This is a genomic window from Legionella fallonii LLAP-10, assembly GCF_000953135.1.
GTDB lineage: Bacteria > Pseudomonadota > Gammaproteobacteria > Legionellales > Legionellaceae > Legionella > Legionella fallonii.
The window spans coordinates 309,825-333,958 of the sequence record NZ_LN614827.1 but is presented as its reverse complement, the minus strand read 5'-3'; the positions used below and the strand labels follow the sequence as shown (position 1 = coordinate 333,958).

Here is a 24,134-nt window from a genome sequence, read left to right as displayed (position 1 = left end):
CACAGGCTAAATAGTAAGACCTATTTCAGCCCCTCGCCCCAGAGGTATCCCCACAAAATGATAACTTCTCTCGAATTACCGTGGCTTGACCACGGTATCCCCACGTTGCATTATTAAATCACCTCTATTTCTTCATAATCCAGTCTATTTCTTGGGCTTAAACTAACAATTACCCCTCTTGTAGATACCGGGGTCAAGCCACGGTAATTCGATCTTTAATCAAAATTGGTGGAAATACCTCAGCCCTCACCCGTGCATTATTATCGATTTCTAAACAAAACGTCTTACGCAGGCGAAGGGGCGTTTTGTACCATCGAAGTATTAGCCCCCTTATTATCGCAGCTACCATAACACTACATTATTAATTGTTCATAATCTCTTAAGCATTGATTATACAAGTATTGACTATAATTGAATAAGGTAGCCTAAAAGGAGTTTTTTTCGTGACTGATAAAATTTTTATTGATTATTTCAAAGAACATTTTATTGAACATTTGAAAAAACCACCTAATCCTCATGGATCTCAAAATCAAGCAAGAAAAATTGTGCAAGATGCTGTCAGTACCAACTTAGGCAAATTATCAAGACTATTTGATACTCTTGTAACTCCAATAGTAGACAGGGATGTATTTATAGAGAACTTAGCCAGGGCGGGAAATATGGATGCCTATATGCGCCCTATCCTAAATGATGCAGCAGAGATACTACTTAATAAAAATAAAACTCGCTTACAAGATGATGTCATTAAAGCCATTGGTCTTGAAAATTATGCCACACTGGCTTCCGGTGAAATAGAACATGGGATTGTTGTTGCTAAAAAGGGAGAAGAAGCTGTTTTTGCCGAAAAGGAAGCAGAAATAGCCAGAGTTGTCCTTGATTCTATTACCGTAAATTATGCACAGAGCCTTGAACAATACCAACAATCGCCTAAGGAGCGAGCGGCAGCAGTTCAAGTAGAACGACTGCATGAAAAAATTCTTCAGTTACAAACCGCTACAAAAGATTTTGTACCACGCAATAACGCAACAACGTCACCGAAATCCCATATATCGTTCACTAATATCGATGAGCTCAATCAACAGGTTGCAGATAAAATCCAACGAATCGCTGCGGTATTAGAAAATAAAAACAGCCCTCCTAAAGAATTATTAACCGCTTTAGCGGAAGCCTCTGCTTGTAGAGAGGAGGCACAACTATTCCTTGACACTAATCTTCAGTATTTCCTGGATAAGGTGATGGCGCCGTTAAATACTCTAGCTACAAATTTTAAAATAGAGATATTGCAAGATCCGAAACCCCAACCATCTCTTGCGGTGACTCAAGAAAAAATAGCAACGTTTAATGCCTTAGTTGAGCAAGCGCAGCAGGTAATTAGAGAGCGTAGTGAACAACATATTAAAGAGAACAGTATAGACTCTCCATTACCGCATTATTTAACTTCACTAAGGTCTAGGCTTGGTAAATTACATGATCAATTACAATCAGCCCTATACATCCCCGAAGCATATCCTCATCTTTCTGCTGATGGCATGAGAGACCAAATGCTTAATAAATACAATGCTGCTGTAGAAACCTTTGTAGAACAAGTTGATGTAGATCTTCTAAAAGCTGAGCCGCCAAAGCCATTGATGCACATTATTTTGCGCGTTTTGCGCGCTATCCTCATTGGCAGTCTCACTACCGCTGAAGAAAAAGCGGACCAAGAGCGCTTTACACGAGAGAGTGGTTTAAAAAATGACCTGCTGGATCTAAGAGAGGAATTAAGAACTCCAGCAGAAGATAATGTGGTAGATAATGAACATCAAGAAGCTGAAGATAAAACAGTTAATCTAAATATCCAATGTTGATCCTTGCAATAATGTGTTCCTTAGAGTACTACAACGTCGGGTAGCTTGTTGCCCGACTTACAATAGAGTTCAAGAATTAGCAATCAATTTTTTAACTCTCTTTACGAATGTCGGACCTGGATCAGTTTTATCTGTTTGGTAATTAGGATCTTTCTCTATCCATAACGAGGTGTTTTTATATTGCAAATAATCATTATGGCCAATGACGTATTTTATAGCAGGATATTTTTTCTTTAAATAGCAAACAAGGAAGGCATTAGCCTTTTCTTGGGCTTTTGTTAAATCATCTTTCCCATCGACACCACCAATATTTTCAATTCCTATGGCATAATGATTTAAACCAATGACATGTCGCGCCATCCAAGTTTCAGGCATGAGCTGATAAATACTGCCATCTCTATCCACTATAAAATGACTGGAAACATTTAAATCACCTGGTAGTTTATCATGTCTGTTATCTGGCAAAGTTGATTTATTAAAAATGCGAAAGGTCAAATTAAAATCGGAGATGCAGGTCCAATGCAACACGATCATTTTCGGTTCTATATTAATAGATTTTGAATCAATACCATAATGGCTTAATTGATATTCCCGAGTTAAGGCAATACGTTTTTTATCAAATTGTATGGGTTTTTGATGGATTACTTGTGGCTCATAACAAGAAAAAGCATGAGCAAAGGCACTGATAAAAAATAATAGTGATAAGATAATTTTCATAATTCGTGCAGTGTATCATAATATATGGTTATTAAGAACGATTATTACAGCTCTCGGCTTCTAACTCGTGGCTAATTGAGCAAAGAAACCTTCTTGCTTAAGCAATTGCTGGTAGCTGCCAGCCTCAGCAATGACTCCTTGATGCAACACAAAGATTTTATCTACATCTTTGACAGTAGACAGGCGATGAGCAATGGTAATTCGAGTTATTGCTAATTGATTGATGCGCTTAATAACCATTTCCTGAACTACCTCATCCAAGGAATTAGTGGCCTCATCTAATATCAATAGTTGTGGCTTACCGACTAAAGCCCTTGCTATTAATAACATTTGTTTTTGTCCACCGGACAAAAGATTCATGTGTTGTGCTACAACGGTGTGAATGCCCATAGGTAATGCATGAATAAATTGATGCATTCCTAGTTCAGCAAGCATTTGCCAAGCCTCCTCTTCTGTAGCAGCTGAGTGGCCAATAATATTTTCCAAAATAGAACCATTCATTAATTGACCATCTTGCAAAGCGACGCCAATATTAGAACGCAATCGAGGTAAATCAAGCTCTTGCAAGGGTTTGCCATTGATGGCAACCTGGCCTTGCTGAGGAAAATAAAATCCCAATAATAATTTTATCAGCGTAGATTTCCCTGAACCAGATAAACCGACGAAAGCCACATGCTGTCCTTGGGAGATCTGGCAATTGACTCCCTTTAAAACAGATATTTTGGAATTAGGATACGAAAAATAAAGGTCTCGCATACTAATATGCTCAATAAACTCATCCGTGCCAATCGAATTAGTTGATGTTGTTTCAATGGGAAAATCAAGAATAGGTTGAATACGTCTATAGGCGATCAAGGCGTCGATCAGTCCCCCCGCATTGAGGTAAAACGTGACTATATTGGTCATTAGCAAACATAAGCCACAAAAAAATACGACAAAATACGGAGAGGAGATGCTCTCGCGTTGTAGTAAGCTCACAGCAAAAACAATGAGCAAAAGCAATAGCGGAATGCTATTAAAAAAGGCATAACCTAAAACGCCTTTACTGTAAGTGCTTTGTAGCCTATGACGAGAAGAAACGTACATTGCATTCCATAAAGACGCTACATTAGATTGACGAGAAAATAATTTAATGCGTGTAATCCCATTAATTACCTGATATAAAAAACCATAAGCCCGTCCAACATCCGTTGCATGTTCTTCCAAATACGGCAAAAGACGCAAAGAACTCAATACGGCAAACAAGGTAAAAAGAGCGACTAAGAGAAACACCACGAGTGTCAGCTGCCAATTAAAATAAAACATCAGGCTAAAACTGACGAGCAAACTCAAAAATGAAAAAACAACGCCTAATTGGTTAACCTGCAATAACTGACTGAGTGAAGTGACCCACAAAACACGATGAACTAAATCCCCCGTAGTATAGCGATCAAAAAAATCTAAGGGTAGCTGTAATACCTTTTTCATTGCCGCTTTTTGCAGCTGCAATAGGACTTTTATTTCACAACGCATATAAATGAGCGCTCGTACCGCACTCAAAATAATAATAAATCCATTGCATACTAATAAGGCATACACCGAGTCAGTTATGAGTCTAACCTGTTTTATTTGATAGCCATGAAACACAGACCCGGCGATAACAGGGCGAAACATACTGATTAGTGCCGTCAGAAGAAATAACAGCATCATGCAGCAACATAAGAATTTATTTTCTAACCAAAAAGAATAAAGCAATTTTTTAAGGCTTATCACTTGCTCTTCTGCTCTTATGCTCAACGAATCAGTCTCCTTAGCCACTTTAGTTTGATAGAGCGAATAACTCTGCAAATGCAGGACTCTTTTTGGTAATCAGCTGTTTTTGCGAACCACAATCAACTATTTGCCCGGTTTTGAGGATAAAGAGGGTATCTGCATCGTGAATGGTATTGAGCCTATGCGCCACGACAATTTTGGTCGCAGCATAGCGACGCAAGTTTTTCTTAATCTGTTCTTCAATCAGCGGATCTAAGGAGCTGGTTGCCTCATCTAGCAGTAAAATTGGGGGTTTAGCCAATAGCGTCCGCGCAATTTCCAGTCGTTGCCGCTGCCCGCCGCTGATATTAGTCGCTCCATCCAATAACTGATATTCAAGTCCATCCTCAATTTGTGTTATCCAATCATCAAGACAAGCCATCTGTAATGCGGCCATGATCTCTGTATTGGAATAACCGTCTTGCCACAAACAAAGATTCTCTTTAATACTGCCTTGATAAAAAAATTGTTGTTGGCCAACAACGCCGATCAAGCGCGCTCTTTCTGCTATTGAATAATCAGATAAGGGAATACCATCAATCAAAATGGTACCAGACCATGGCTGATAAAGACCCGCAAGCAAATGGATTAGCGTACTTTTGCCACAGCCCGAAGCTCCAACCAAAGCCACTTGGGTTCCTGGTTCAATAGTTAGATGAAGTTGATTAAACAAAGGCTTGAATTCACGGCTATAACCAAAGATGAGATCAACGACTTGGATTTTACCCATAGATTGTTGCCTCTTAACTACAGATTGCGTTTTTATCGATTCCATAGGGTACTGAGTAATATCAGCAATGCTTTGTAAATCAGCTTCTATTTGCTCACGTTGATGACCCAATTTCATATGGTGCATCAATGCTTCATTAAATGACAAGAATAAAACCTGGCATGCCATCATTTCCCCAAGAGTCATTCGATTTTGGCTAACAAAATAAATGCCTAAGACTAATACACCAAGATAACCTGAGGAGAAGAGCGATAAAGAGATTAACTGAAGCAGCTGTTGCTTACCCGATACCTGATGATGAGCACCTAAATAATTGTTTAGAAATTGCTGCCATTTGACGAAGTAGACCTCCTCCGAACATTGTGCTTTGATTTGCGTCACCGTAGAGAGGTAAGTGGCCGTTAACCCAGTTAACTCGGTCATACGTGCCTTAACGACATGGGCAATATGCTGCCATTTTTTTTGACAATACTTTATTGCAGCAAAATAAATAGTCATACCAACTAAGGCAATTACGCTCAATAAAGGACTATAAAGAAACATCAGTATAAAGGAAATAGTGCTTTGGCTCATGGCAATAACCATAGAACAAAAAGCAGACCATGGCGCCCCAGCGAGACGATCGACAGCTTGTATGCGATAAACTAAATCTCCAGCGCGTCTAAAAGCAAAAAATCGCAATGGTAAGTGTAACAAGTGATGAATAAGTTTTTTACTCAACTGTACTGCAAATCGTGTCTCTAAAACACGAAATAACTTTCTACTGCTGTAGGACACCAACAACTGCAGTATTAATAGACAACTCATTACCGCTAAAAGCCAACTCGTACTATAGCTCCCATGATGGGAAACGATTTTATCCACAAATAACTTAGTAAAAATTAATGGGCTTACATTAAGCAATGACAGCATGATAACACTCAAAGACAACCAGGCTAATGAGCGTCGCTGCTCACGAAAAAAAGGCAATAAATCGACGGCCCCGTGTCTGGGCTTGCTGGTTTTTCTAAAATCAGCATTTACTTGCAATTGAATGACTATTCCTGAAAACTGCTTGTTGAACATCTGCCAATCAATCACCTGCCGGCCTTGCTTGGGATCATTGATATAAACCTTATTCCCTTTACTTCCTTCAAGAACTACATAATGTTTGCAATTCCAAAATAAAATGGCAGGCAATTTAATGTCTGGAAATAACCCTTGTTGATAAACAGTAGCATCCATTCCATAACGGCGAGCAGCCTTAATAAGATTAGATACACTTACTCCGTCGCGAGCGACTAAACATTCGGTACGGAGTACTTCAAGAGGCATATAACACCTATGGTATGCCAAAATGATTCCAAGGGCAGCAGCACCACAGTCTACTGTTTCCATCTGCATCAAAATAGGAGTTTTGACACGTTTTAAGTGAAACTGCGGCATTATGAATAAAATCTAGAATTAAAATACAGCGGAAACACCAGCAGCAACTGCTGCTCCTGTCGTTGTTGTACTGGTAGCACTCCCTCCGCGAGTATCAATCAAATCGTCGAGATCAAGTGCCTCGAGAGATGGGGCACAATATCCTACGCTTTCATTTAACTTTTGCTGATTCTCACTACATTGTTTTAAAAATTCTTCTGTCTTTTGTGACATTTTAATATCCCTCTAGCAAGTTCCTGATTGCTATTCTAACCCAAATTTAAAAATTGAATCTACACAAAATCATAGCAATATTTAATCTTTTCATATAAATAACAATGCCTTAATCTATAATCACATAACTTCTCAATAAATTGGAGCTCCCTCACTTCGTTGGGATGATATTTTTTCTGAGGTTAAGAAGAGACATAATCACACGGCCAACAGGAATGCTCATGCTCAATGACTCTGGTTTAATAAAAATAGCTATAGTGGGAGGGGGACCTGCAGGAGTGTCTTTATGCCTACAATTGAGTCAGGCATTAAATGAGTTAAACCTCGAAACAAAAATCCACATCCTTTTATTTGAAAAAAGCTCAGATATTGGCTGGGGAACGCCTTATAGCTTGAGGGAAGAAGCCTTTTGCATTAACCTGCCTAAAGAATATATGACGTTAATCCCGGAAAAATATCACCATTTTTCACAGTGGTTAACTGCACGATATAAAGAACAATTAACAACATTTCCTGCACGACATTATTTTGGTCAATATGCTCAAGAGCAATTTGCTACCCTTCAAAATAGCAACGCATTAGAGATAATTCCCTGTATAGAGCATGATGTATTGGATATTTTTCCAATAGATTCAGCTCATTACCAAATTCATGCTCGTCATAAAAACCAAGAAGTGACCTATCAGGTCACCCAAGTCATTTTAGCCATAGGTCATTTACCTTCCAATTTATTCGCCCATCTTCATCTTATTCCCCATTATCAAATTAATCCTTGGGATATGCAGGCGTATCAAAATCTGCCAACCCATTATCACGTGGGTATTATTGGCTCCCGTTTAACCGCCATTGATGTAGCACTGAAATTGCGGCAACAAAAACATCAAGGACCAATCACGATGATTTCACGATTAGGATTATTAAGTTCTGTAAGAGGCTCTCATCCTATTCCCATGATGCGGTATTTAACGCCTATTAATATTCAAAATTTGTTGCTTCATCGCCATTCGCAACCTCTACTACCCTCGCTAATTAGCTTGTTCGAACAAGAAATAACACCCTATTTACCCGAAGCGCTTGACCTTTCTAAGACCATCAATTTAATTCAAAGCCTAAGTCCATTAGAGCGTATTCGCTATGAAATACATCACGCAGTGCGGCATAAAACGGCTTGGCAATCCGTATTATCTTGTTTTTATCAAATTACTTTCAGGCTTTGGCCGCAATTTCCCGTGGAGCAGCAACAACTTTTTTTGCAAAATGATGCTCGCTTAATGTCGACGTTCCTTTGTTCCTTTCCCTTGAATAAAGCCCAGATCATTTACGCGATGATGCGGAGACAACAATTATCTGTTCATAAGGGATTAACTGACATTGTAAAAACACCTACTCATTTTTCCGTTGCGCTAGAACAAGAAAAACCCATCTTATGTGACCATATTATTCTTGCAGTAGGCTCGGGAAATAATCCTGAAACAGTGCCGCTGCTAGTTAACCTACTCAAACAGAAGCTGATAAAAAAACATCCTCTAGGCGGTATTTGTATTGATACCAAGACCCATCAAGTGCTTGCTCCAAACGCGGCGGGCTCTTCGCGCATATTTGCTCTTGGAGAACTGGTCAAAGGCTCTCATTTTAAAATGATTGAGATAGGGCAAGTGGTGGAGCAAGCACGTATTATTACTCATCAGGTTATAAAGCAAGTGATGGAGACAACAACGGTTTGCTGACAATTAGCTAATCGGCATACTGCAAAAAGCCTTTCTCCAACATGAGCAAAACGAATAATTGCACATCAGAGAATACTTGGCTGTGCTCTAAACCATAATAATCAGCAATAAATTCAACAACTGTTTGCACAGAACATATTTGGGATTCAAGAAAACTCCAGATCTGAATGCCTGATGCATTAATACGATAATAAACATTATCCTGACTACTCATCACTACTAATTCGTTATCGATGACGGTTGCACAGACGAGTGGATGCTTTTGAATTTTACGCTGAAGAATCGAGGCTTCCATTGGCTCCCTCCTTTAATTTTAATACCCCTTGAGAGCGAATTGGTCGATTGTCTTCGTCTAAATAACCAAAACGACGCATCACTGTCCCATGATCAGCAATAATACGCGCTACTTGGCTCTCCTTCAGCGTATTTTCCCAATCCCCAACAATACCTTTTCTAAAGAAAGCTCTATTGGCAGCGGCACTTTCCCTAAATCCATATTGTTGCTCCTCCTGTCTCAACTGTTCAAACTGGCTTTGTTTTAGCGCTTGCACAATAGCTTCTGCATCAACATGCAACTGTAAGAAATCCAGAGCCTGAGAAAAGGTCGCGAAGGGAGATGCATGCATATCTTCATAACGCAATACTAATAGCTTAGTATCACATGCTGTAGTCCAACTATCTACGTGGAATGACCAGGAAGAACAAAGCTGACGAGCTTGTGACATTGGTTTTGCTGCCGCCCCTTTTAATGCCAAAAGGGGAGAGTTCATCATCTTAATTGCATCATCAATAGAACTATTCATATGATGAGCAAAAGAAATCACCACATCGAGAGGATTACGGATAAAATAAATGACCGCAAGACTTCCTTCTTTGGGGACTATAGGAACGCCCTTAGATGGCTCATGGTAAGCATCATGGATTTTAAAATATTGCACTCCTGGTTGTTGTCCATGCCAGGTATAAATTGCGGGCCGTAAGTCTGCAAGTTCCTCATCAAGCAATAACCGGCTGTCAAATCCCAAGGCTTTATCCATGACAAAACGCGCAGCAGAGCCTGTACCGACAAGTGTATGCTTATTCAAGCTCAGAGCGAGGGAGTTTCCCTTTAAAATATGCGTCAAAAACACTCTAAACCAAGTGTTACCTGATTTGGGATAAGAGGCTAACCATACTATGCCGCTGTCACTAGCCATTAGCAGACTCCAACATACAAGCAATCATGTCCTGTGTATTAAACTCCATTACGTTGAATGTAACTAAAGCCATTTGGATTTGCCGAGCCAAACGTGCACAGTAATTAAAATATAACTGGTTTTTCTTGAGGCCAGACAAAAAAGTTTTGTTATAAATATTTTTTTGCAAAAAATTAATTTTTTCACTGCCGGTTAAATTCTTAGAGTGTAATAAGGTCACTTTCTGTAAGTTGATGGCATAGACGTTCTTTAATGGTAAAGGGTGAGTAGAAAATGATTCGTGAATAGGCAATCGATATTTTTTCAGCCCAGGCCTTATATTTTGTAACCCATGCAGAGGAATATCAAGAGACTTTATACGGTCCTCCCATAATTCAATATGAGCAGGCCCCGAGAAAACCAAACCATCCTGGTTTACTACACATAATCCATCAGACATTAGCGAATACCCTTGTTGCATTAAAGCCGCAACAATTGATGATTTTCCTGAGCAATGTTCGCCTAAATAAGCAATCGCAGTGTCATTGATTTGTAACACGCTACCGGTCAATACAAATAAACCGCGTTGCATTAATAAGGCAACCAAACAAGGATCACTCAAAAATAAAGCCAGCGTATTTTCATCGACCCCTAATTTAGGCTCCATAATAATACACTCACCATTTTGCACCAAAAAACGAGCCACATTCGGTATGTTAAACCATATTTCATTAGGATTGACTTGAAAAAAAAGCCCTTGCTCTACAGGATTGTTAATCCCTTTAGAGGATACTTTTCCCTCAATAATTTCTGCATCAATCTTTAGCGCTTCCATAAACTCAAGATGTTTATATCCTGGCAACAAGATGCTACTACGTAAGGTTAAACCATAGGATTGAAAATGGAACATATTAGGTACTCAACAATCCGTTTGCGCATAAAGCGTCATTGCATCATAAACCCAATGAAAATAATTGGGTATTTTAGCTAAACCCAATTTAAAATCTTTCACTCCATGATGGATGTAGGTGATTTTCATATAAATCATGACAAAATCCAAGGCTCGCTTAATATCAAGCACCTCAGACGAGGAATCATGCGCATCATCTCTTCCTTTATGCTGCTTATATCGCCGCCAAAAATGAATTTCCTGTAAATGCTCTTCAAAGATGCTTCGTTTTATAGCTAATTGTTCGTCATTGAGCTGTTGATGCAGCAATAAGATAAACAGTAAGGTGTAGGATAATAACTCTAGATTAGATTGAGAGTCCAAGATAACGTCACAATCAAAATAAAACGCCATAGCAGGCAAATAACTTTTTATTATTTGCTCCGTGATATTTCCTAAACAGGTGTAATGCAACATCCAGAAATATAATGCAGACAACTCTTGATGATGACTAAAAAATTGATACAACTTTGGGGGGAAATAAAGCTGATGCTCTTCTATATAATGCAGGTAGTGCGTGTCGTTGTCTAATAGCTCTTCTGCATTAATCACAGAATAGGCATTTTTAATTAGCCTAGCCAATTCGGTGATTAAGTGGTAAGTCTCTGGATTTTGCAGAGACAATAAAGTAAGTGTTTTTTCCTTATCAGGAAACCATGATTGCACCGTTGAAAAAGCTGTTGCCACTACATCATCCACCAAAGAGGCAATAAACTTCGTATAGGGTATCGCACCAGTTTTTCCTTGTTTCGGCTGCCTATCGGTTAGCGGCAGAGGAGCTTTCTGTACATATTCCAGCACAGCAATAGCATCCTGACGTTTTACATCAATGATGCCATATTGATTCAACCAATCACATAGATTAAGGCGCTCTTCTTGATACTCAGCATCCATTTGCATGATGGCGCGTTTTAATGATCTATTGAAATAAAATTGCGATTTACAGTGCGTTAATAATGCTTGTTGCATAGGACTACTAATGATTTTTGCTTGATAAGCCTGAGCTAATGTTTCACGAATATTCACCATAGCATCGTTTAATGGTAATGAGCCCTGAGCAATATCTTGGTGTAATACAGCGACCTCATCATCATCAGTTAGTTGATTGGTGGCAAAGTCCTGAAATATTTTGCCTATACCAATCATCCCGTATCGATGCAATTCGGCGGCACGCAACGCCCCCATACTAGCTGCACCATAAACCTCAATCCCCTGTTCTAGTGCCAGCATGATTTCTTTATGCCACACAGCCGGTACTTGTTCGTATAATCCATCAATCAAAATAATTCGCTTGGGTTGCAATCGTAATAAGCGAATCATATCGCCACACTGAACTGGTGGATGATAATGGGCATCGTTTAAATAGCTTTTAGCTGTCTGCAAATCAAGCGTAGGTCCCAAAAAAACGTGTGTTTCATATGCTGACATCTCTTGCCTCACTTAAGATACTCGGGATAAAGAGCAAGAAAAACAAGTCCCATGCAGATAACGTAGTCCTGGAATCATTACATGCACCACCGGAATATTAATATCATCACGGGTGTGATTGTAAACAATAACTTGCTCAAACCCATGTTCTCTTACAATGTTTAATAAGTCTTTAAGACATTGAGAGAAACTGTAATCCTTCGGAAGCTTGGTTTCAATAAATGGTGTCTTGTGCATGCTGGTTTTTGCAAACATCTTATCATAATCACCGCGAACTCCTTTTATCTTTTTATATACGCGCGGAGTCTGATCGTCTCGTGAACCTGAAATAATAGTTAAACGGGCCTGAATCGCCTCGGTAATAGCGCGTGATAGGGCGACCACACTAGAAAAATGAGCCCCGGTTCCCATCATCATTCCCACATTTCTTATTTCATCGGGATTATGCAAAATAGTGAGATAAGCGGGAATATTCATTTTGGTACTTATATCCCAAACTTCTAAGCGAAGATTTTTACGTTGAATACTGTTAATTAAAGCAAGCAAATGTGGCGAGGTGATGCTGGTTAAATCGACTTGGTTGTATTGTGATACAAATAAATTTTCTACAGTAAATTCACGCTCTAACACTTCAAATACCCCATGACAAATCGCTTCCTCAAGCGTATTTCCAGAGGCCAAGCCATTAGTTGTTGGCGGAAAATAGCGATATCCGGGCTGAAAAAAAGTGGTATTTACATAAAATGTTGTATAGGGAAAATGTATTTCCTGATTGCTAATAAGTTCCCTGCCTTTTCCCCAGGGCATGGCCAAGGATTGGATGTCCCCCCAGGCAAAAGGACCATGATTAATATGGGGGCTCAAGGTCAGCATAGGATAATGATCATTCAGTTTCTGATAAGAACCAAATAAAGCAGGAGGAGCCATACGTTCACAATGCCACCCCTCAATCGATTCCATCATGGCAGAAACTTTAGCCAGCTCGTGAGTAATGCCTTTTCCCTGAGCTGTGGTTAACAATTTAGCACCAGGTCTAATAGCAATATAGGTAGGAATACCAATATCATCTAATCCTGTGACATTGGCCACTCGAGTAATACCAAATTTGTCCCAGAGCATAGGCTCAATGTTCATTAAGGTTTTTTCAGCGCTGACCGCACGCACCGTGCCACCTAAGTCAATCATCTCACTCATCGTGCGTGTTCACAAAAAAAATCAGGGACATACGCTTGTGTTTTGTGCTTAAACCAGTCAAAAGCCATCCCAGGAATAATGACATGAACGACAGGAATACCTAACTCGCTACGCGTATGATTATACACAATCACTTGCTCGAAGCCTTGTTGCTTCAGTCGTTGCAGTAATTCATCAATACAGCGAGTAAAATCATCAGGAACCTTCGTTTCTACAAATGCTGCTTGATGCTTTGAATGAAAACCTGCTGTGTCATTACGCGTAAATTTTTTCTTAAATTGATAGTTAGCAGGAAAAATATCATCCCTTGAACCAGAGATCATAGTAAGTCTCGATTGGATAGCTTCTGTTACCGCACGAGATAAGGCAACCACACTAGACAAATGGGCCCCTGCGCCAATAAAAAAATCCAGCTGTCGAGTTCCTCTCCTATCAAAAAGGACTGCGCTATAAGCCGGTACCCCAAGCTCAGTAGTCAGCTCGCAAATTTTAAACTGGATGGAGTCGCTATTCGCCTTATTTAAAAGAGCCAGCAGATGTGTGGCCTTAATAGTTGCACTATCGATATAGCGTGGAGCAGAGTGTTCGGCAAGCGCCCAACAGTGTCGCTCTATCACCTCGAAAATACCATGACAAATAGCTTCGTCTAAAGAGTTACCGGAAGCCAGGCCATTCGATGTCGCTGGGAAACAGCCTAATCGATTGTCGTTTAGTATATGGGAATCTAGATCAATTAACGAACTGGGAAAATAGATTTCTTTCCCAGTATTTAATTCAACACCGCTGGACCAGGCTAACTCTTTTTGCTGTAGTGCATCTAGAGTAAAACCAAAATTGCCATTCACCAAGTCCTCAGGCGCTATCATCGAATGTTGTTTACATAATTGTCGGTAACATCCAAATAGTTTAGGCGGTAAAAGTCGTTCAGCATGCCAGCTTTCTATAGACTCCATAATGGCAGAAATTTTAGCAAGTTCATGCGTCACTCCTTTACCTTGTGCTGTAGATAAAATTTTTGAGTCAGGCCTAATGGCAATATAAGTGGGAATATTCAAATCATCAAGACCAGTAATATTCGCCACTCGCGTAATGCCAAAAATGGGCCATAACATCGGTACAATCTTATCTAAAGTTTCTTCAGGACTTACCGCACGATACGTTCCGCCTAAATCCAACATCTCATCTATTCCTTCATTCACATCAACATTTATGCGAATTGATAAACCAATCCAAATAAAAGGCTATCAAGTGAGGGGTTCTGTGTATTAGCTACAGAAGAAATACTTGTTGTTGCAGAAGGGTTTGAAAAAGCACCGGAGACTGTTGCTGCAAAATCGTTATTTCCAAAGACATGCATATACGCGAGGGTAAGACTAATATGCTCATTAAGAGAATACAGACCTCCTACCTTAATTTCGGGTAAGACATTGGTAGCGATGGCATTAATGGTATTCGTTGAGACATAACTCTTACCATTATTGACATTATTGAACACCGCCAAACCCTTAGTACGGCGATTCTCCGCCATTGCTCCGCCTTTTAAGTACAATTGGAACGGATCAAAGTTATAAGTTACCCCGGCTAACAAATCAAAACCATATAAATAACTATCATTAGAAATGGTTAAGGTTCCGCCAGTAGACGTACCGGAGTTAGATGATGAGGTGCTACCATAGTATCCCCAACCAATCTCAGCAGTATAGCCAAAACGATTAGGGGAGGAATGAGCGATACCAACAGCACCACGGCCACCCCATAACTGCTTGTCTAGGCTTGGAGGATTTCCGAAAATGCTCACAGACTCTGTCGTATTCCAAGTGACCGCAGCCTCCCCTACGACGAAAGGAATAAAGTAATCTTTAACGGCTACATCACCCATAGTGCCAGCATAAGCACTGTTAGCTAATATTCCCATCACACAAATAAATAGTTGCTTTTTTTTCATAATGTTAGTCCTTTATTTTTGGCGACTAATACTCACATAATTTGACAAAATAATCTATAATCTTCTGACATTAGGACTATTGTTTTTATTTTGGACATCCCCTCATGCATGCAGCTCATGTATTCTTAGGCCCATCACTGGACATAGAAATCGCAGTTAAATTGTTCCCCAACGCCAATTATCATCCACCTGTTCAATGCGGCGACATCATTAGGCTATTGCGCTTAGATCCGGCACTTATTGTGATCATTGATGGGTTGTATGAAACAACACCTGCCGTTTGGCATAAAGAGCTATTGTTGGCCCTAGAGAACGGCATAGAGGTTTGGGGTGCTGCCAGTATGGGGGCTTTGCGCGCTGCCGAATTACACCATTATGGCATGCATGGTTTTGGCGAAGTATTTGTCGATTACAAAGAAAATATACTGACTGATGATGATGAAGTGGCCGTTTTACATCTTGATAACAATGGACAGTTTCGTGCCCTTAATGATGCCATGGTAAATATCCGAGCAACCTGTAAGAAAGCCAGGGAAGAAAACGCCTTAACTCAGGAAGCTCAAAATCAGTTGCTAACCTACTGTAAAGCCCAGTTTTACCCCTATCGCTCCTTAACTAAAGCACTTCAGCATTTATCTAAAACTGATAGCAATCAATATCAAGATTTCTCACAATGGCTAAAACAGCACGGCCTAGTTGATGTGAAAAAGAATGATGCCATATTGGCTCTGCAACATATTCACTCACAATATTCTTCGATGAAGAAAAAATCAGCGCCGCAAAGCAAGCACAGTGTCATGACCTGTTTCTTAAGAGAGTTGATTTTATTCGCCAATACAACTCCCTTTAAGCATAATGCAGATTGGCTACCAACCATCGAACAGCAGATTTATACTCTGCATCAGCAATCCCCTCTAGATTATATGTTGCGCGCAGAAGTCGTTTCATTCCTGCAAAAATTAGTTGTTTTTTCATCTGAGGAAAAAGACGCTATAGATAACACCGCGCTTATTCATTATATCGATGAAAATCAATTATATTCACCGGAAAAAGATTTCGCTATTTACAAAGACCACGCCTCATTATCTGCGGTTTACTCTTTAATCTGTCAATCGATCTGCCTACTTCATTTGACTGACCGGCAATTGCAGGAAAATCTACCGGCTCTCGCACATTATTATGATCTTCCTGAACACATTACCGCCGGTGCCCAAAAGGTTCTAAAGGTTATCCTGGTATTACTCTTTGCCATTAACCAACAGATGAAACAGCCTAATTTAATTATTTCAAAACATTATTTAACACATCATCTCAAGCAATTAAAAATCTGGCGTCATTATACCCAACAGCAATTTAAGATGTGGCTTGCCAATATCCCTGTTAGCCGCCCCCTGTTTACTTCTCTACTGCATGCCTATTTAATGGCCTCTTCTGTGCACGCGCTAAGTTCTGTGAAAGTTGAATATTATCAATGGATTTATGATGCGCAAATCATGTTTAATGAACACCACCAATAAAGCATTAGACCTCGTTGAGAGACGGATGCTTTTTTCTTTCTGATTGACATACCGCCCTAAAAAAATTAAATTGAAAAACATTTAAATTCAGCGTAGTTAAGTATGGCTAAAGTCAACGTGCATTCCTCTTTGGTTCGTTTCACCGACAACCAAAATCAACTTGAATTACCTATTGATAATACATCTCAACTCATTCCCTTACTGTGCCAATATTATGAAAAACTTCGGGCTAATATTCTCGACAGCGATGGTGCATTAACCCCTTATGTGAATATTTATGTGAATGGGAAAAATTTAAATCAACTGCAAGATATTCCTATCAGCGAAAACGATAACATCGATATTGTCACCGCTCTTGTGGGAGGGTAAAAATGCACTCATTAAACCAGGAAGAACTGCTCCGTTACAGTCGCCATTTACCGGTTATTGGCAAGGAAGGACAAACAAAACTCAAAAACGCCAGAGTATTGTGTGTAGGTGGCGGAGGATTGGGTTGTCCCGCATTGCAATATTTAGCAGCCAGTGGCATAGGCACTTTAGGGATCATGGATGGAGACCAAATTGAATTAAGTAACCTGCAACGACAAATTTTATTTACTGAACAAGATATTGGTCGTAATAAAGCGTTAGTTATAGGGGAACGCTTGCGTTCGCTTAACTCCCATGTCTCTATAGAAATTTATCAACACTTTTTGTCAGCAGCCAATGCATCGAATATCGTTGCTGATTATGATTTGGTACTCGACGCCAGTGATAATTACTCTACAAGATACCTGTTAAATAGCGTTTGTCGCTCCTTAGAAAAGCCGTTGATTTCCGCAAGTATCTATCAATATGAAGCCCAGTTAAGTGTTTTTAATTATAATCGTGGTCCATGCTATCAGTGCTTATATCCCGCCCCTCCTCCAGCGAATATGTCACCTAATTGTTCTCTATCGGGTGTTTTAGGTGTCTTGCCAGGCGTCGCGGGCTGTTTGCAAGCGATGGAAGCGATTAAAATTATTTTAGGCAGTGAACACGTTTTATCGGGTACCTTATTAAGCATGGACTTATTAACCATGCAATTTAAGCATTTTGATATTACCAAACATGATTGTACTCAACACCCAAGCATTGAATTTCATGAGCATATGAACCAATGCCAAGCCTTTTTAGCTGATATTCCCGAAATAACAGCGAGCGATTTGGCACAGCTGTTAGCCGCGGACTCTGATGCCATACAATTACTCGATGTTCGAGAGCCTTATGAACGGGATATATGCCACATTGGAGGCACACACATGCCCTTATCGTCCTTCTCCAGCCAACTAGCACAACGCGTTTTACTGCAAGATAAACCAATAGTCGTGTATTGCAAATCGGGTATGCGCAGTGCAACAGTGTGTCAGCAGCTAAAAAATGCGGGGTTTCAACACATAAGTAATTTACGTGGAGGGATCATTAGTTGGATGGAAACGGTGAATCACCGCTTAACACGCTATTAACAGTGTATCGCGGACAAAGTTTGTTCTAAAGAATCTTATTGGCATGGTAGCGTGCCCGATACGACTCCTTAATTCTCAAGAGTGAATCAGGCTTGCTTACCCCGCCGAAAGTTTATTTGCTAATTCAGTACTTATTAAAGCTAATTCATTGTCAAACTAATTTAGTTTTTCAATGGAGTCTGTTGGTATTTGTTCTTTAATCGCAAAGAACGTATTAGTATATCCTTTTGACAGCGCCCCCCAAACAATCATTGATAGTAATTATCAAATAAAACCATTATTTTTGCAGAACTATCTCACCACTGCCATTAAGTTAAGATATTTCGAATCCCCGCGGCATCGACCGCGGGGTCCATGATGTGGCTCAGTTATGGATACCGCGGTCGATGCCGCGGTAATTCGGTATTAAATGCTCCCTTAACTTAATGGCCATGAGGTGTCTCGCTGGGCCATAGCTAATTTTTTGTTTTTATACACATTTGGTTGAACTTATCTGTAAACTCATCCAGCGTACTTTGCTTAAACGTGGTTTTTCCTGCAGAAGTATAAGAAAGTAATAATTTATTAAAACAAGACTGCTCAACTCCTTGCTGTGGTAGTTCGTCTGTATTTTTAACATTATTTAACTCGACATATTTAAGTTGTGCCAGAGCCTTTGCATCTACTGTATAGAAGGCCTTAGCAATACAACAAACGGCACATGCAGCTAAATCATCATATGGCCTAATCGACTGAGATGATTTTTTTGATAAAGTGACCAAGTCATAAACAGTGAGATTGACACTAAAAGTCAATTGATTGTTGGCCTCAGAAACGTCTTGTACACCCCCATTACAACGATCACCGCTAAATAAAGTTTTAATGTCTAAGGTATTGGGACTTGTTCTTTTAACTAAATGGATGGCAGTAAATGTTCCACTTCCCCCGCCACTGTTAATGGTATAAAGCCAATATAAGCTCTTACCTGCATTGAAGTATTTATAATAACTATATCCTTCCGTGGCATTTTGAAACTCAGGATCCTGCCAGTTATACCCGATAAATCCCTTGGTTATTAGTTCAGAATTACGTCCTTTCTGTACGTATTTTTTCTCTGCTAACCCACATTTGTTAAGATCAAGCACTTGAGACTCACCTTCCCTGTTATAAAAGCACAAAGGGTCAAGTGGTTTATCGTGAAACATGAGAGGTTCAGGAATCGCAGCGCAAATTATTCCGGAGAATAAGAATAAAAATATAAAAAATAGCCTAACTGTCATTTTATGGTCATCTCTTAAGGTTGTATCGGCTTATAGAAGATATCTCAAATGAAATCCACTTAAGATAAGCTCTTTATTCAACGCGATAAATAATACCTGTTTGTGCTCCCTCGACACTTTTACTGTACGCTAATGCAACACGACTGGCAGAGACGGGCTCAAACCCACGAAAATAGGGCGCATAACTATCCATTGATTCTGAGAGCACTGTAGGACTTACTGCATTAATACGCAAACGATCGGGCATTTCAATAGCCGCGCTTTTTACAAAAGAATCAATAGCCCCATTAACCATAGCAGCAGAAGAACCAAAGCGGATTGGGTCATTGCTGAGAATACCACTCGTCAGCGTGAATGAGCCCCCATTGTTAATGTATTGAAACCCAATGAGCACCAATTTAATTTGCCCCATTAACTTGCTATTCAAACCAACATTATATTGTTCTTCGGTAAACTCTGTTAAAGAACCAAAGTGCACCTCTCCGGTCGCAGCGACTAAGGCATCAAAAGGGCCCACGGCCTTATAAAGCGCCTCTATTGATTCAGAGTCTCTGATATCAACTTGAAAATCACCACGTGTATGGCCAACAGAAATAATTGTATGACGTTGTGCTAATTCTTTAGAAACGGCCTTGCCTATCGTTCCAGTACCACCCACTATAATAATTTTCATTTGCTCTTCCTTTTGCTAGAGATTTTATCATTACAAACCATTCATCATTTATTTTCTACTGTTTTTTAAAATTTACTTCTATTGTTTATTAATTTATCATCCAGAAGTCTCAGGATAATGCAATATTATTTAAGTGAGTAAAAATGAAAAATGATTCTCCTTTATTCAATGTAATTAATTTAGATACATGGCCAAGGAAACCCTATTTTGATCATTATTCTCAACAAGTTAAATGTACTTACAGCCTGACAATCCACATCGATATCGGAAAACTCTTATCTCTATGCAAGAAAGAGTCAATTAAACTATATCCCGTAATGATTTATCTTATTACGACTGCTATTAATCAACAGGAAGAACTACGCATTGATTATAGTGAGCAAGGTGAGCTTGGTATTTGGAATTTTAGGTCTCCTTGCTATACCCTATTTCATGATGATGATAAAACATTTTCTAATCTATGGACGCCTTATAATAAAGATTTTTCAGCTTTTTATCTTAATTATCTTACTGATATGGAAACCTATGGGGCGACAAAGGCTTTTACTCCGAAAGAAGGAGAGCCTGGAAATACATTCCCTATTTCATGTGTCCCTTGGCTTGATTTCACAGCATTTAATTTGAATATTTATGATGATGCTCGTTATTTAGCGCCTATTATCACTATAGGTAAATACACACAACAAGCAGATAAAGTAGTGCTTCCCATAGCAGCACAACTCCATCACGCGGTATGCGATGGATATCATGCTGGGATGCTCTTTGAATTGATAAAAAAATTATCGTCTACACCGGAAGAATGGATTAATCTTTAAAAAGCAATCGATGGGCTCCTGTTGAGTATTCCGGGTTTACAGCAAAAAGAGCTCTTCTTCAATATGATCATTTATGGTACAATAAGCCCTCGATTTGTATTTATCTCCAAGAATTAACCTATGCCTGGCCAAACAAAGAATACCGAAGAAATGATAGCTGAAGATAGCGATCTATTGGAAATGTCCTATTCTAAATTAAATCTCACTTATCCCCAGTTTACCAAGATAAAAGTTGGTGACTACGTTGCTTATATTGGTGGCGTACTGAGTCCGTGGAGTAAGCCTAATACAGCAGAAAATAGAGATAATGGCCAATTATCAGAGAAAAATACTGATGCTGATGCGTTTGCAGCCTTTAAATTGGACAAAATGAAGGGTTACAAAGACTCTGCATGGAAAATTCATTTAAGTATACATCCAGCAGATCTGGACAAGGCATGGGATCTGCTCTATCCCATGTTGCTCGAACAACGAGTACCTTGTTTTAAAACGGCAAGAATCAATGCGGCTCAAAGGTTGCTGCATGAGATCAGCCAGGTAGATGAACAATTTCTTAGCGACCACGGACTCACGAGACAAAAGAAAGAACTGGCTATGCGTGATATTTTACGCGTATCCAACGGAATGCAAATTACTATTTACATTCCTGAAGGTAAAGAGCAGGAATACAATAAAATTTTAGCAGCTATTGAGCCGCGATTATACAAAGCAGGGGTGCGACCAGGTATTATCGATCAAAGTGATAGAACACTAGGCATATATAGTTCTGTCCGTCATGTGGGTGATGAGTATACGACCCATGAAAAAGTAAGCGGGTATAAGTCCATAGGAGTAAAAGACCCGTTCATCCCCGTTAAGTCGCTACAGGATGAAATACAAATCAAGTGGTACGGCCTAGCTTACGAAAGACATATTGAAAAGATCCAAATAGCGCTGCAGCAAGTTATTGATGCTGAGCTAAAATATAAAAATGGCGTACATACTAAAAAAGAATTTGCTCAAGTTTGTGATGTAGCGATGGAGTACTTTGAGCGTTGGCATGAATTACTTAAACAAGCAAAAAATTTAACAGCGTTATCCGCCAAAGACAAACAAGGATTCGATAATTTCAAGAAATGGATTGATGATGGTTATCGTTTGATCCCCACTTTAAGAAAACATGACAACAAGAAAATTAAAGAAGCAGAGGATGCTCTCCTTTCTTCCCTTAAAATTAATAGCACACCATTAACTCCCTTTCGACAGCTTAGAAGGCAAAATGCCCGATTTGGTTTAAATAAACGGCTAACACCTGTTGCAGACATGGAACAAAAGGGAAATACGAAACCGCTTGCACTAGTAGAACAAGAAATACCATCGGCAACAGTGCTCCAAGAACTATTCCTGCATAGGAAAAAATCATTCAAAGAATTGCAAACAGGGCATTTATCGCAGATAAGCCCTTTAATTATAGAGCAAGAACCAACTAATAATACATCAACTACCTCTCGTGAACCCTCTGTTATAGAGGAAACACCTCACTATCATTCCTATCTATGGAAACTTTTAGGTGGATTACTTGGATTGTGTCTTGGATTAGTTGTAGATCTTTGCCTTATTCCATGGACATTAGGAGTCAGTTTAATTGTTCTACCATTATTAGGAACAGTAACGGGTGGTTTAATAGGATGGGGCACTGAAAGTTTATTTGTTAAACATCCGGCAGAACATGAAAAAGAGCAGCCCATAGCCAATCCTGCCCCACAAAACAGGAGAGAAGATGAATCGGGACTAGAGCAACAACTAAGCGCCTCAAGAGGGGTAAGAAAACTAAGAATGTTTGATGAAGAGAAACAACCACTGTTAGCAGATAAGGAAGTAGAGCAGCAAGTTGCTCATCAATCTATAGCCCCCTGAATAAGGCGGAAGTGGTAGCATTCGGAGAAATATACACAGACCCGTCCTCGTAATTATGTGGGGTTATTTGTGTCGCATCAAACTAAGTATTGGAATTTAGTCGAATCTCATTTTCGTTTTCAGAATCTTCTATTGGTAACTCTTGTTCTAACGTTTTAAATCGTTCACTAATTTTTTCTATTTGCTTTTGACCATCTGTTTTACTAAATAAACCATATGAATGACCTGTAGTTGCATATGAACTTATACGCATCCCAATATCAATTAAACCGCCAATAATAGTCAAGTAGAGCAAAATATTTGCCAAAACATTTTTATGAAATGTTCTATGCTCAGCAAGCTTCTCAATCAAAGGATCGTCTATTATCTTGTCAAATTTAGTTTTCATTGCATTAAAGTTATTTTTAACGTAGGTCTCGTTTTTTAGATCCGCACAAAAGTCTTTAAGTTGGATATATAAAGCGTGCGCCTCTCTCTCTTTATTAGGACTAACTCCAGAGTGCTCTTTAGAATAAACTTCTAAATCTTCGATGGCTTTTTCTAACAGTTCAATATTATTTCTTAGTTTTTTCAACGTTGTCGTACTTTCTTTATTAGAATCTTTATCACTTTTCAATGATGTAATTTCTTCCTTAAAGTCAAGAGTACATTTCAATTCTACTGGTTCTCTTTCAAGACGTTTCTGTATATAATTCTTTCCTATTTGTTCTTTCAACTGCACCGCTTTATATTTGCCTTGATCATGATATATAAACCCAGAGACTACTAAGTCGGTTATTTCTAATTTATTTAGATCTATTTTATTGTCACACTCTAATAATCCTTGCTTATCAATACCTTTAATTTTAAACATAATTTCAAAGAGACGCTTTTTTTCTTGTCCATGTCCCGGTTTTGAAGGAAGAGTATCAGTCATTCTACTATTTAAAAGGGCATTTTCTTCATCTTCAAATAGAAACTGTTCAATAGTATATTTTGAAGTTAGGATCTTATTAAAAACAAAATCCATAAATTGTTTTTGTGTTAAATTTTCTAGATCCAATCCACTAAAATTATTTGCGTTCCATGAGCTTGCAGCAAAATAACAAAATTGACTCATAATAATCTCAAAAAATTTCAAAGGCACACATGGAGTATAATTATACTGTGTTTACAAAATTAAATCAACATGGATTCCCTATGAACTCAAGCCCAGCGTTACTTCCATTGATGTAAGGAATTCAACCTTCTCTCTACGTCGCGCAGCTTGTCTCTGAAAGATCCTCAAAAAATATAGTTAGGTAAAAGAATAAAGAGCATTCTAAGTCCCTAACCCGCTCCCACGATTAACTATCTATTTCCAAACAAAG

Annotated in this window: 21 protein-coding genes; 7 read left to right on the top strand and 14 right to left on the bottom strand. The window is 39.1% G+C overall.

Features of this window, described 5'->3' with window-relative positions; genetic code table 11:
• Positions 1-443 precede the first annotated feature (443 nt).
• Positions 444-1,847 (top strand): hypothetical protein, encoded by a 1,404-nt coding sequence (locus LFA_RS01255; RefSeq protein ID WP_045094581.1) that lies wholly within the window; start codon positions 444-446, stop codon positions 1,845-1,847.
• 69 nt (positions 1,848-1,916) lie between these two features.
• Here the strand turns inward: LFA_RS01255 and LFA_RS01250 are convergent, their stop codons facing one another.
• From LFA_RS01250 to LFA_RS01235, 4 genes are read right to left on the bottom strand one after another with little or no spacing between them, the layout of a single operon-like run.
• A complete protein-coding gene (locus LFA_RS01250; protein ID WP_045094580.1) occupies positions 1,917-2,564 on the bottom strand; it encodes an N-acetylmuramoyl-L-alanine amidase in 648 nt (215 codons plus the stop codon).
• Positions 2,565-2,624: 60 nt separating this feature from the next.
• Entirely contained in the window at positions 2,625-4,340 is a 1,716-nt protein-coding gene (locus tag LFA_RS01245) for a peptidase domain-containing ABC transporter (RefSeq protein ID WP_157010242.1), read from the bottom strand.
• 22 nt (positions 4,341-4,362) lie between these two features.
• A complete protein-coding gene (locus LFA_RS01240; RefSeq protein WP_045094578.1) occupies positions 4,363-6,510 on the bottom strand; it encodes a peptidase domain-containing ABC transporter in 2,148 nt (715 codons plus the stop codon).
• Between the two features lie 18 nt (positions 6,511-6,528).
• Positions 6,529-6,723, bottom strand: a complete 195-nt coding sequence (locus LFA_RS01235) for a hypothetical protein (protein WP_045094577.1) — start codon at positions 6,721-6,723, stop codon at positions 6,529-6,531.
• Positions 6,724-6,944: 221 nt separating this feature from the next.
• On the opposite strand from LFA_RS01235, the gene LFA_RS01230 reads away from it, so the two are divergent.
• Entirely contained in the window at positions 6,945-8,450 is a 1,506-nt protein-coding gene (locus tag LFA_RS01230) for an FAD/NAD(P)-binding protein (RefSeq protein WP_045094576.1), read from the top strand.
• 7 nt (positions 8,451-8,457) lie between these two features.
• Here the strand turns inward: LFA_RS01230 and LFA_RS01225 are convergent, their stop codons facing one another.
• The 7 genes from LFA_RS01225 to LFA_RS01195 are packed head-to-tail and all read right to left on the bottom strand — an operon-like array spanning position 8,458 to position 15,141.
• Positions 8,458-8,745, bottom strand: a complete 288-nt coding sequence (locus LFA_RS01225; protein WP_045094575.1) for a PqqD family protein — start codon at positions 8,743-8,745, stop codon at positions 8,458-8,460.
• Positions 8,720-9,646 carry a sulfotransferase domain-containing protein gene (locus LFA_RS01220; protein WP_052673809.1) on the bottom strand — a complete coding sequence of 309 codons (927 nt, stop codon included), beginning with the start codon at positions 9,644-9,646 and terminating at the stop codon, positions 8,720-8,722. The genes LFA_RS01225 and LFA_RS01220 overlap by 26 nt, the downstream gene beginning before the upstream one ends.
• Entirely contained in the window at positions 9,639-10,535 is an 897-nt protein-coding gene (locus LFA_RS01215; RefSeq protein ID WP_045094574.1) for a hypothetical protein, read from the bottom strand. The genes LFA_RS01220 and LFA_RS01215 overlap by 8 nt, the downstream gene beginning before the upstream one ends.
• A 9-nt stretch (positions 10,536-10,544) precedes the next feature.
• Positions 10,545-12,002: a TfuA-like protein gene (locus LFA_RS18700; protein WP_052673808.1), complete on the bottom strand. Its 1,458-nt coding sequence runs from the start codon at positions 12,000-12,002 to the stop codon at positions 10,545-10,547.
• 12 nt (positions 12,003-12,014) lie between these two features.
• Complete coding sequence (locus LFA_RS01205) at positions 12,015-13,187, bottom strand: YcaO-like family protein (RefSeq protein WP_172653445.1); 1,173 nt, start codon at positions 13,185-13,187, stop codon at positions 12,015-12,017.
• Between the two features lie 5 nt (positions 13,188-13,192).
• Positions 13,193-14,374 carry a YcaO-like family protein gene (locus LFA_RS01200; RefSeq protein WP_045094572.1) on the bottom strand — a complete coding sequence of 394 codons (1,182 nt, stop codon included), beginning with the start codon at positions 14,372-14,374 and terminating at the stop codon, positions 13,193-13,195.
• 29 nt (positions 14,375-14,403) lie between these two features.
• Positions 14,404-15,141 (bottom strand): hypothetical protein, encoded by a 738-nt coding sequence (locus tag LFA_RS01195; protein WP_045094571.1) that lies wholly within the window; start codon positions 15,139-15,141, stop codon positions 14,404-14,406.
• 104 nt (positions 15,142-15,245) lie between these two features.
• On the opposite strand from LFA_RS01195, the gene LFA_RS18695 reads away from it, so the two are divergent.
• From LFA_RS18695 to LFA_RS01185, 3 genes are all read left to right on the top strand, one after another.
• The gene (locus LFA_RS18695) at positions 15,246-16,658 is read left to right on the top strand and encodes a TfuA-like protein (RefSeq protein WP_052673807.1); all 1,413 of its coding nucleotides are present in this window, start codon (positions 15,246-15,248) and stop codon (positions 16,656-16,658) included.
• 102 nt (positions 16,659-16,760) lie between these two features.
• On the top strand, positions 16,761-17,027 hold the full coding sequence (locus LFA_RS19295) for a MoaD/ThiS family protein (RefSeq protein WP_052673806.1): 267 nt from the start codon (positions 16,761-16,763) through the stop codon (positions 17,025-17,027).
• A gap of 2 nt (positions 17,028-17,029) precedes the next feature.
• Positions 17,030-18,142, top strand: a complete 1,113-nt coding sequence (locus LFA_RS01185; protein WP_052673805.1) for a ThiF family adenylyltransferase — start codon at positions 17,030-17,032, stop codon at positions 18,140-18,142.
• 455 nt (positions 18,143-18,597) lie between these two features.
• Here the strand turns inward: LFA_RS01185 and LFA_RS01180 are convergent, their stop codons facing one another.
• Together LFA_RS01180 and LFA_RS01175 are read right to left on the bottom strand one after the other, a co-directional pair.
• On the bottom strand, positions 18,598-19,266 hold the full coding sequence (locus tag LFA_RS01180) for a hypothetical protein (protein ID WP_231865884.1): 669 nt from the start codon (positions 19,264-19,266) through the stop codon (positions 18,598-18,600).
• Between the two features lie 208 nt (positions 19,267-19,474).
• Positions 19,475-20,074: a short chain dehydrogenase gene (locus LFA_RS01175; RefSeq protein ID WP_045094569.1), complete on the bottom strand. Its 600-nt coding sequence runs from the start codon at positions 20,072-20,074 to the stop codon at positions 19,475-19,477.
• Positions 20,075-20,217: 143 nt separating this feature from the next.
• Here LFA_RS01175 and catA point away from each other — a divergent pair, with 143 nt between their 5' ends.
• Entirely contained in the window at positions 20,218-20,889 is a 672-nt protein-coding gene (gene catA, locus LFA_RS01170; RefSeq protein WP_045094568.1) for a type A chloramphenicol O-acetyltransferase, read from the top strand.
• Positions 20,890-21,009: 120 nt separating this feature from the next.
• Positions 21,010-22,785, top strand: coding sequence for a hypothetical protein (locus LFA_RS01165; RefSeq protein WP_045094567.1), 1,776 nt, complete (start codon positions 21,010-21,012; stop codon positions 22,783-22,785).
• Between the two features lie 82 nt (positions 22,786-22,867).
• On the opposite strand, the gene LFA_RS01160 is transcribed toward LFA_RS01165, so the two are convergent.
• Positions 22,868-23,884 carry a hypothetical protein gene (locus LFA_RS01160; protein ID WP_045094566.1) on the bottom strand — a complete coding sequence of 339 codons (1,017 nt, stop codon included), beginning with the start codon at positions 23,882-23,884 and terminating at the stop codon, positions 22,868-22,870.
• Between the last annotated feature and the right edge of the window lie 250 nt (positions 23,885-24,134).

What these genes read in the sequence shown, in the direction of transcription:
- LFA_RS18700 (WP_052673808.1), bottom strand. Translation starts at nt 12,002, where the DNA reads ATGTCAGCATATGAAACACACGTTTTTTTGGGACCTACGCTTGATTTG.
- LFA_RS01195 (WP_045094571.1), bottom strand. Translation starts at nt 15,141, where the DNA reads ATGAAAAAAAAGCAACTATTTATTTGTGTGATGGGAATATTAGCTAAC.
- LFA_RS01225 (WP_045094575.1), bottom strand. Translation starts at nt 8,745, where the DNA reads ATGGAAGCCTCGATTCTTCAGCGTAAAATTCAAAAGCATCCACTCGTC.
- LFA_RS01165 (WP_045094567.1), top strand. Translation starts at nt 21,010, where the DNA reads ATGCCTGGCCAAACAAAGAATACCGAAGAAATGATAGCTGAAGATAGC.
- LFA_RS01235 (WP_045094577.1), bottom strand. Translation starts at nt 6,723, where the DNA reads ATGTCACAAAAGACAGAAGAATTTTTAAAACAATGTAGTGAGAATCAG.
- LFA_RS01185 (WP_052673805.1), top strand. Translation starts at nt 17,030, where the DNA reads ATGCACTCATTAAACCAGGAAGAACTGCTCCGTTACAGTCGCCATTTA.
- LFA_RS01205 (WP_172653445.1), bottom strand. Translation starts at nt 13,187, where the DNA reads ATGATTGACTTAGGTGGCACGGTGCGTGCGGTCAGCGCTGAAAAAACC.
- LFA_RS01175 (WP_045094569.1), bottom strand. Translation starts at nt 20,074, where the DNA reads ATGAAAATTATTATAGTGGGTGGTACTGGAACGATAGGCAAGGCCGTT.
- LFA_RS01215 (WP_045094574.1), bottom strand. Translation starts at nt 10,535, where the DNA reads ATGTTCCATTTTCAATCCTATGGTTTAACCTTACGTAGTAGCATCTTG.
- LFA_RS01220 (WP_052673809.1), bottom strand. Translation starts at nt 9,646, where the DNA reads ATGGCTAGTGACAGCGGCATAGTATGGTTAGCCTCTTATCCCAAATCA.
- LFA_RS01250 (WP_045094580.1), bottom strand. Translation starts at nt 2,564, where the DNA reads ATGAAAATTATCTTATCACTATTATTTTTTATCAGTGCCTTTGCTCAT.
- LFA_RS19295 (WP_052673806.1), top strand. Translation starts at nt 16,761, where the DNA reads ATGGCTAAAGTCAACGTGCATTCCTCTTTGGTTCGTTTCACCGACAAC.
- catA (WP_045094568.1), top strand. Translation starts at nt 20,218, where the DNA reads ATGAAAAATGATTCTCCTTTATTCAATGTAATTAATTTAGATACATGG.
- LFA_RS18695 (WP_052673807.1), top strand. Translation starts at nt 15,246, where the DNA reads ATGCATGCAGCTCATGTATTCTTAGGCCCATCACTGGACATAGAAATC.
- LFA_RS01200 (WP_045094572.1), bottom strand. Translation starts at nt 14,374, where the DNA reads ATGTTGGATTTAGGCGGAACGTATCGTGCGGTAAGTCCTGAAGAAACT.
- LFA_RS01160 (WP_045094566.1), bottom strand. Translation starts at nt 23,884, where the DNA reads ATGAGTCAATTTTGTTATTTTGCTGCAAGCTCATGGAACGCAAATAAT.
- LFA_RS01240 (WP_045094578.1), bottom strand. Translation starts at nt 6,510, where the DNA reads ATGCCGCAGTTTCACTTAAAACGTGTCAAAACTCCTATTTTGATGCAG.
- LFA_RS01230 (WP_045094576.1), top strand. Translation starts at nt 6,945, where the DNA reads ATGCTCAATGACTCTGGTTTAATAAAAATAGCTATAGTGGGAGGGGGA.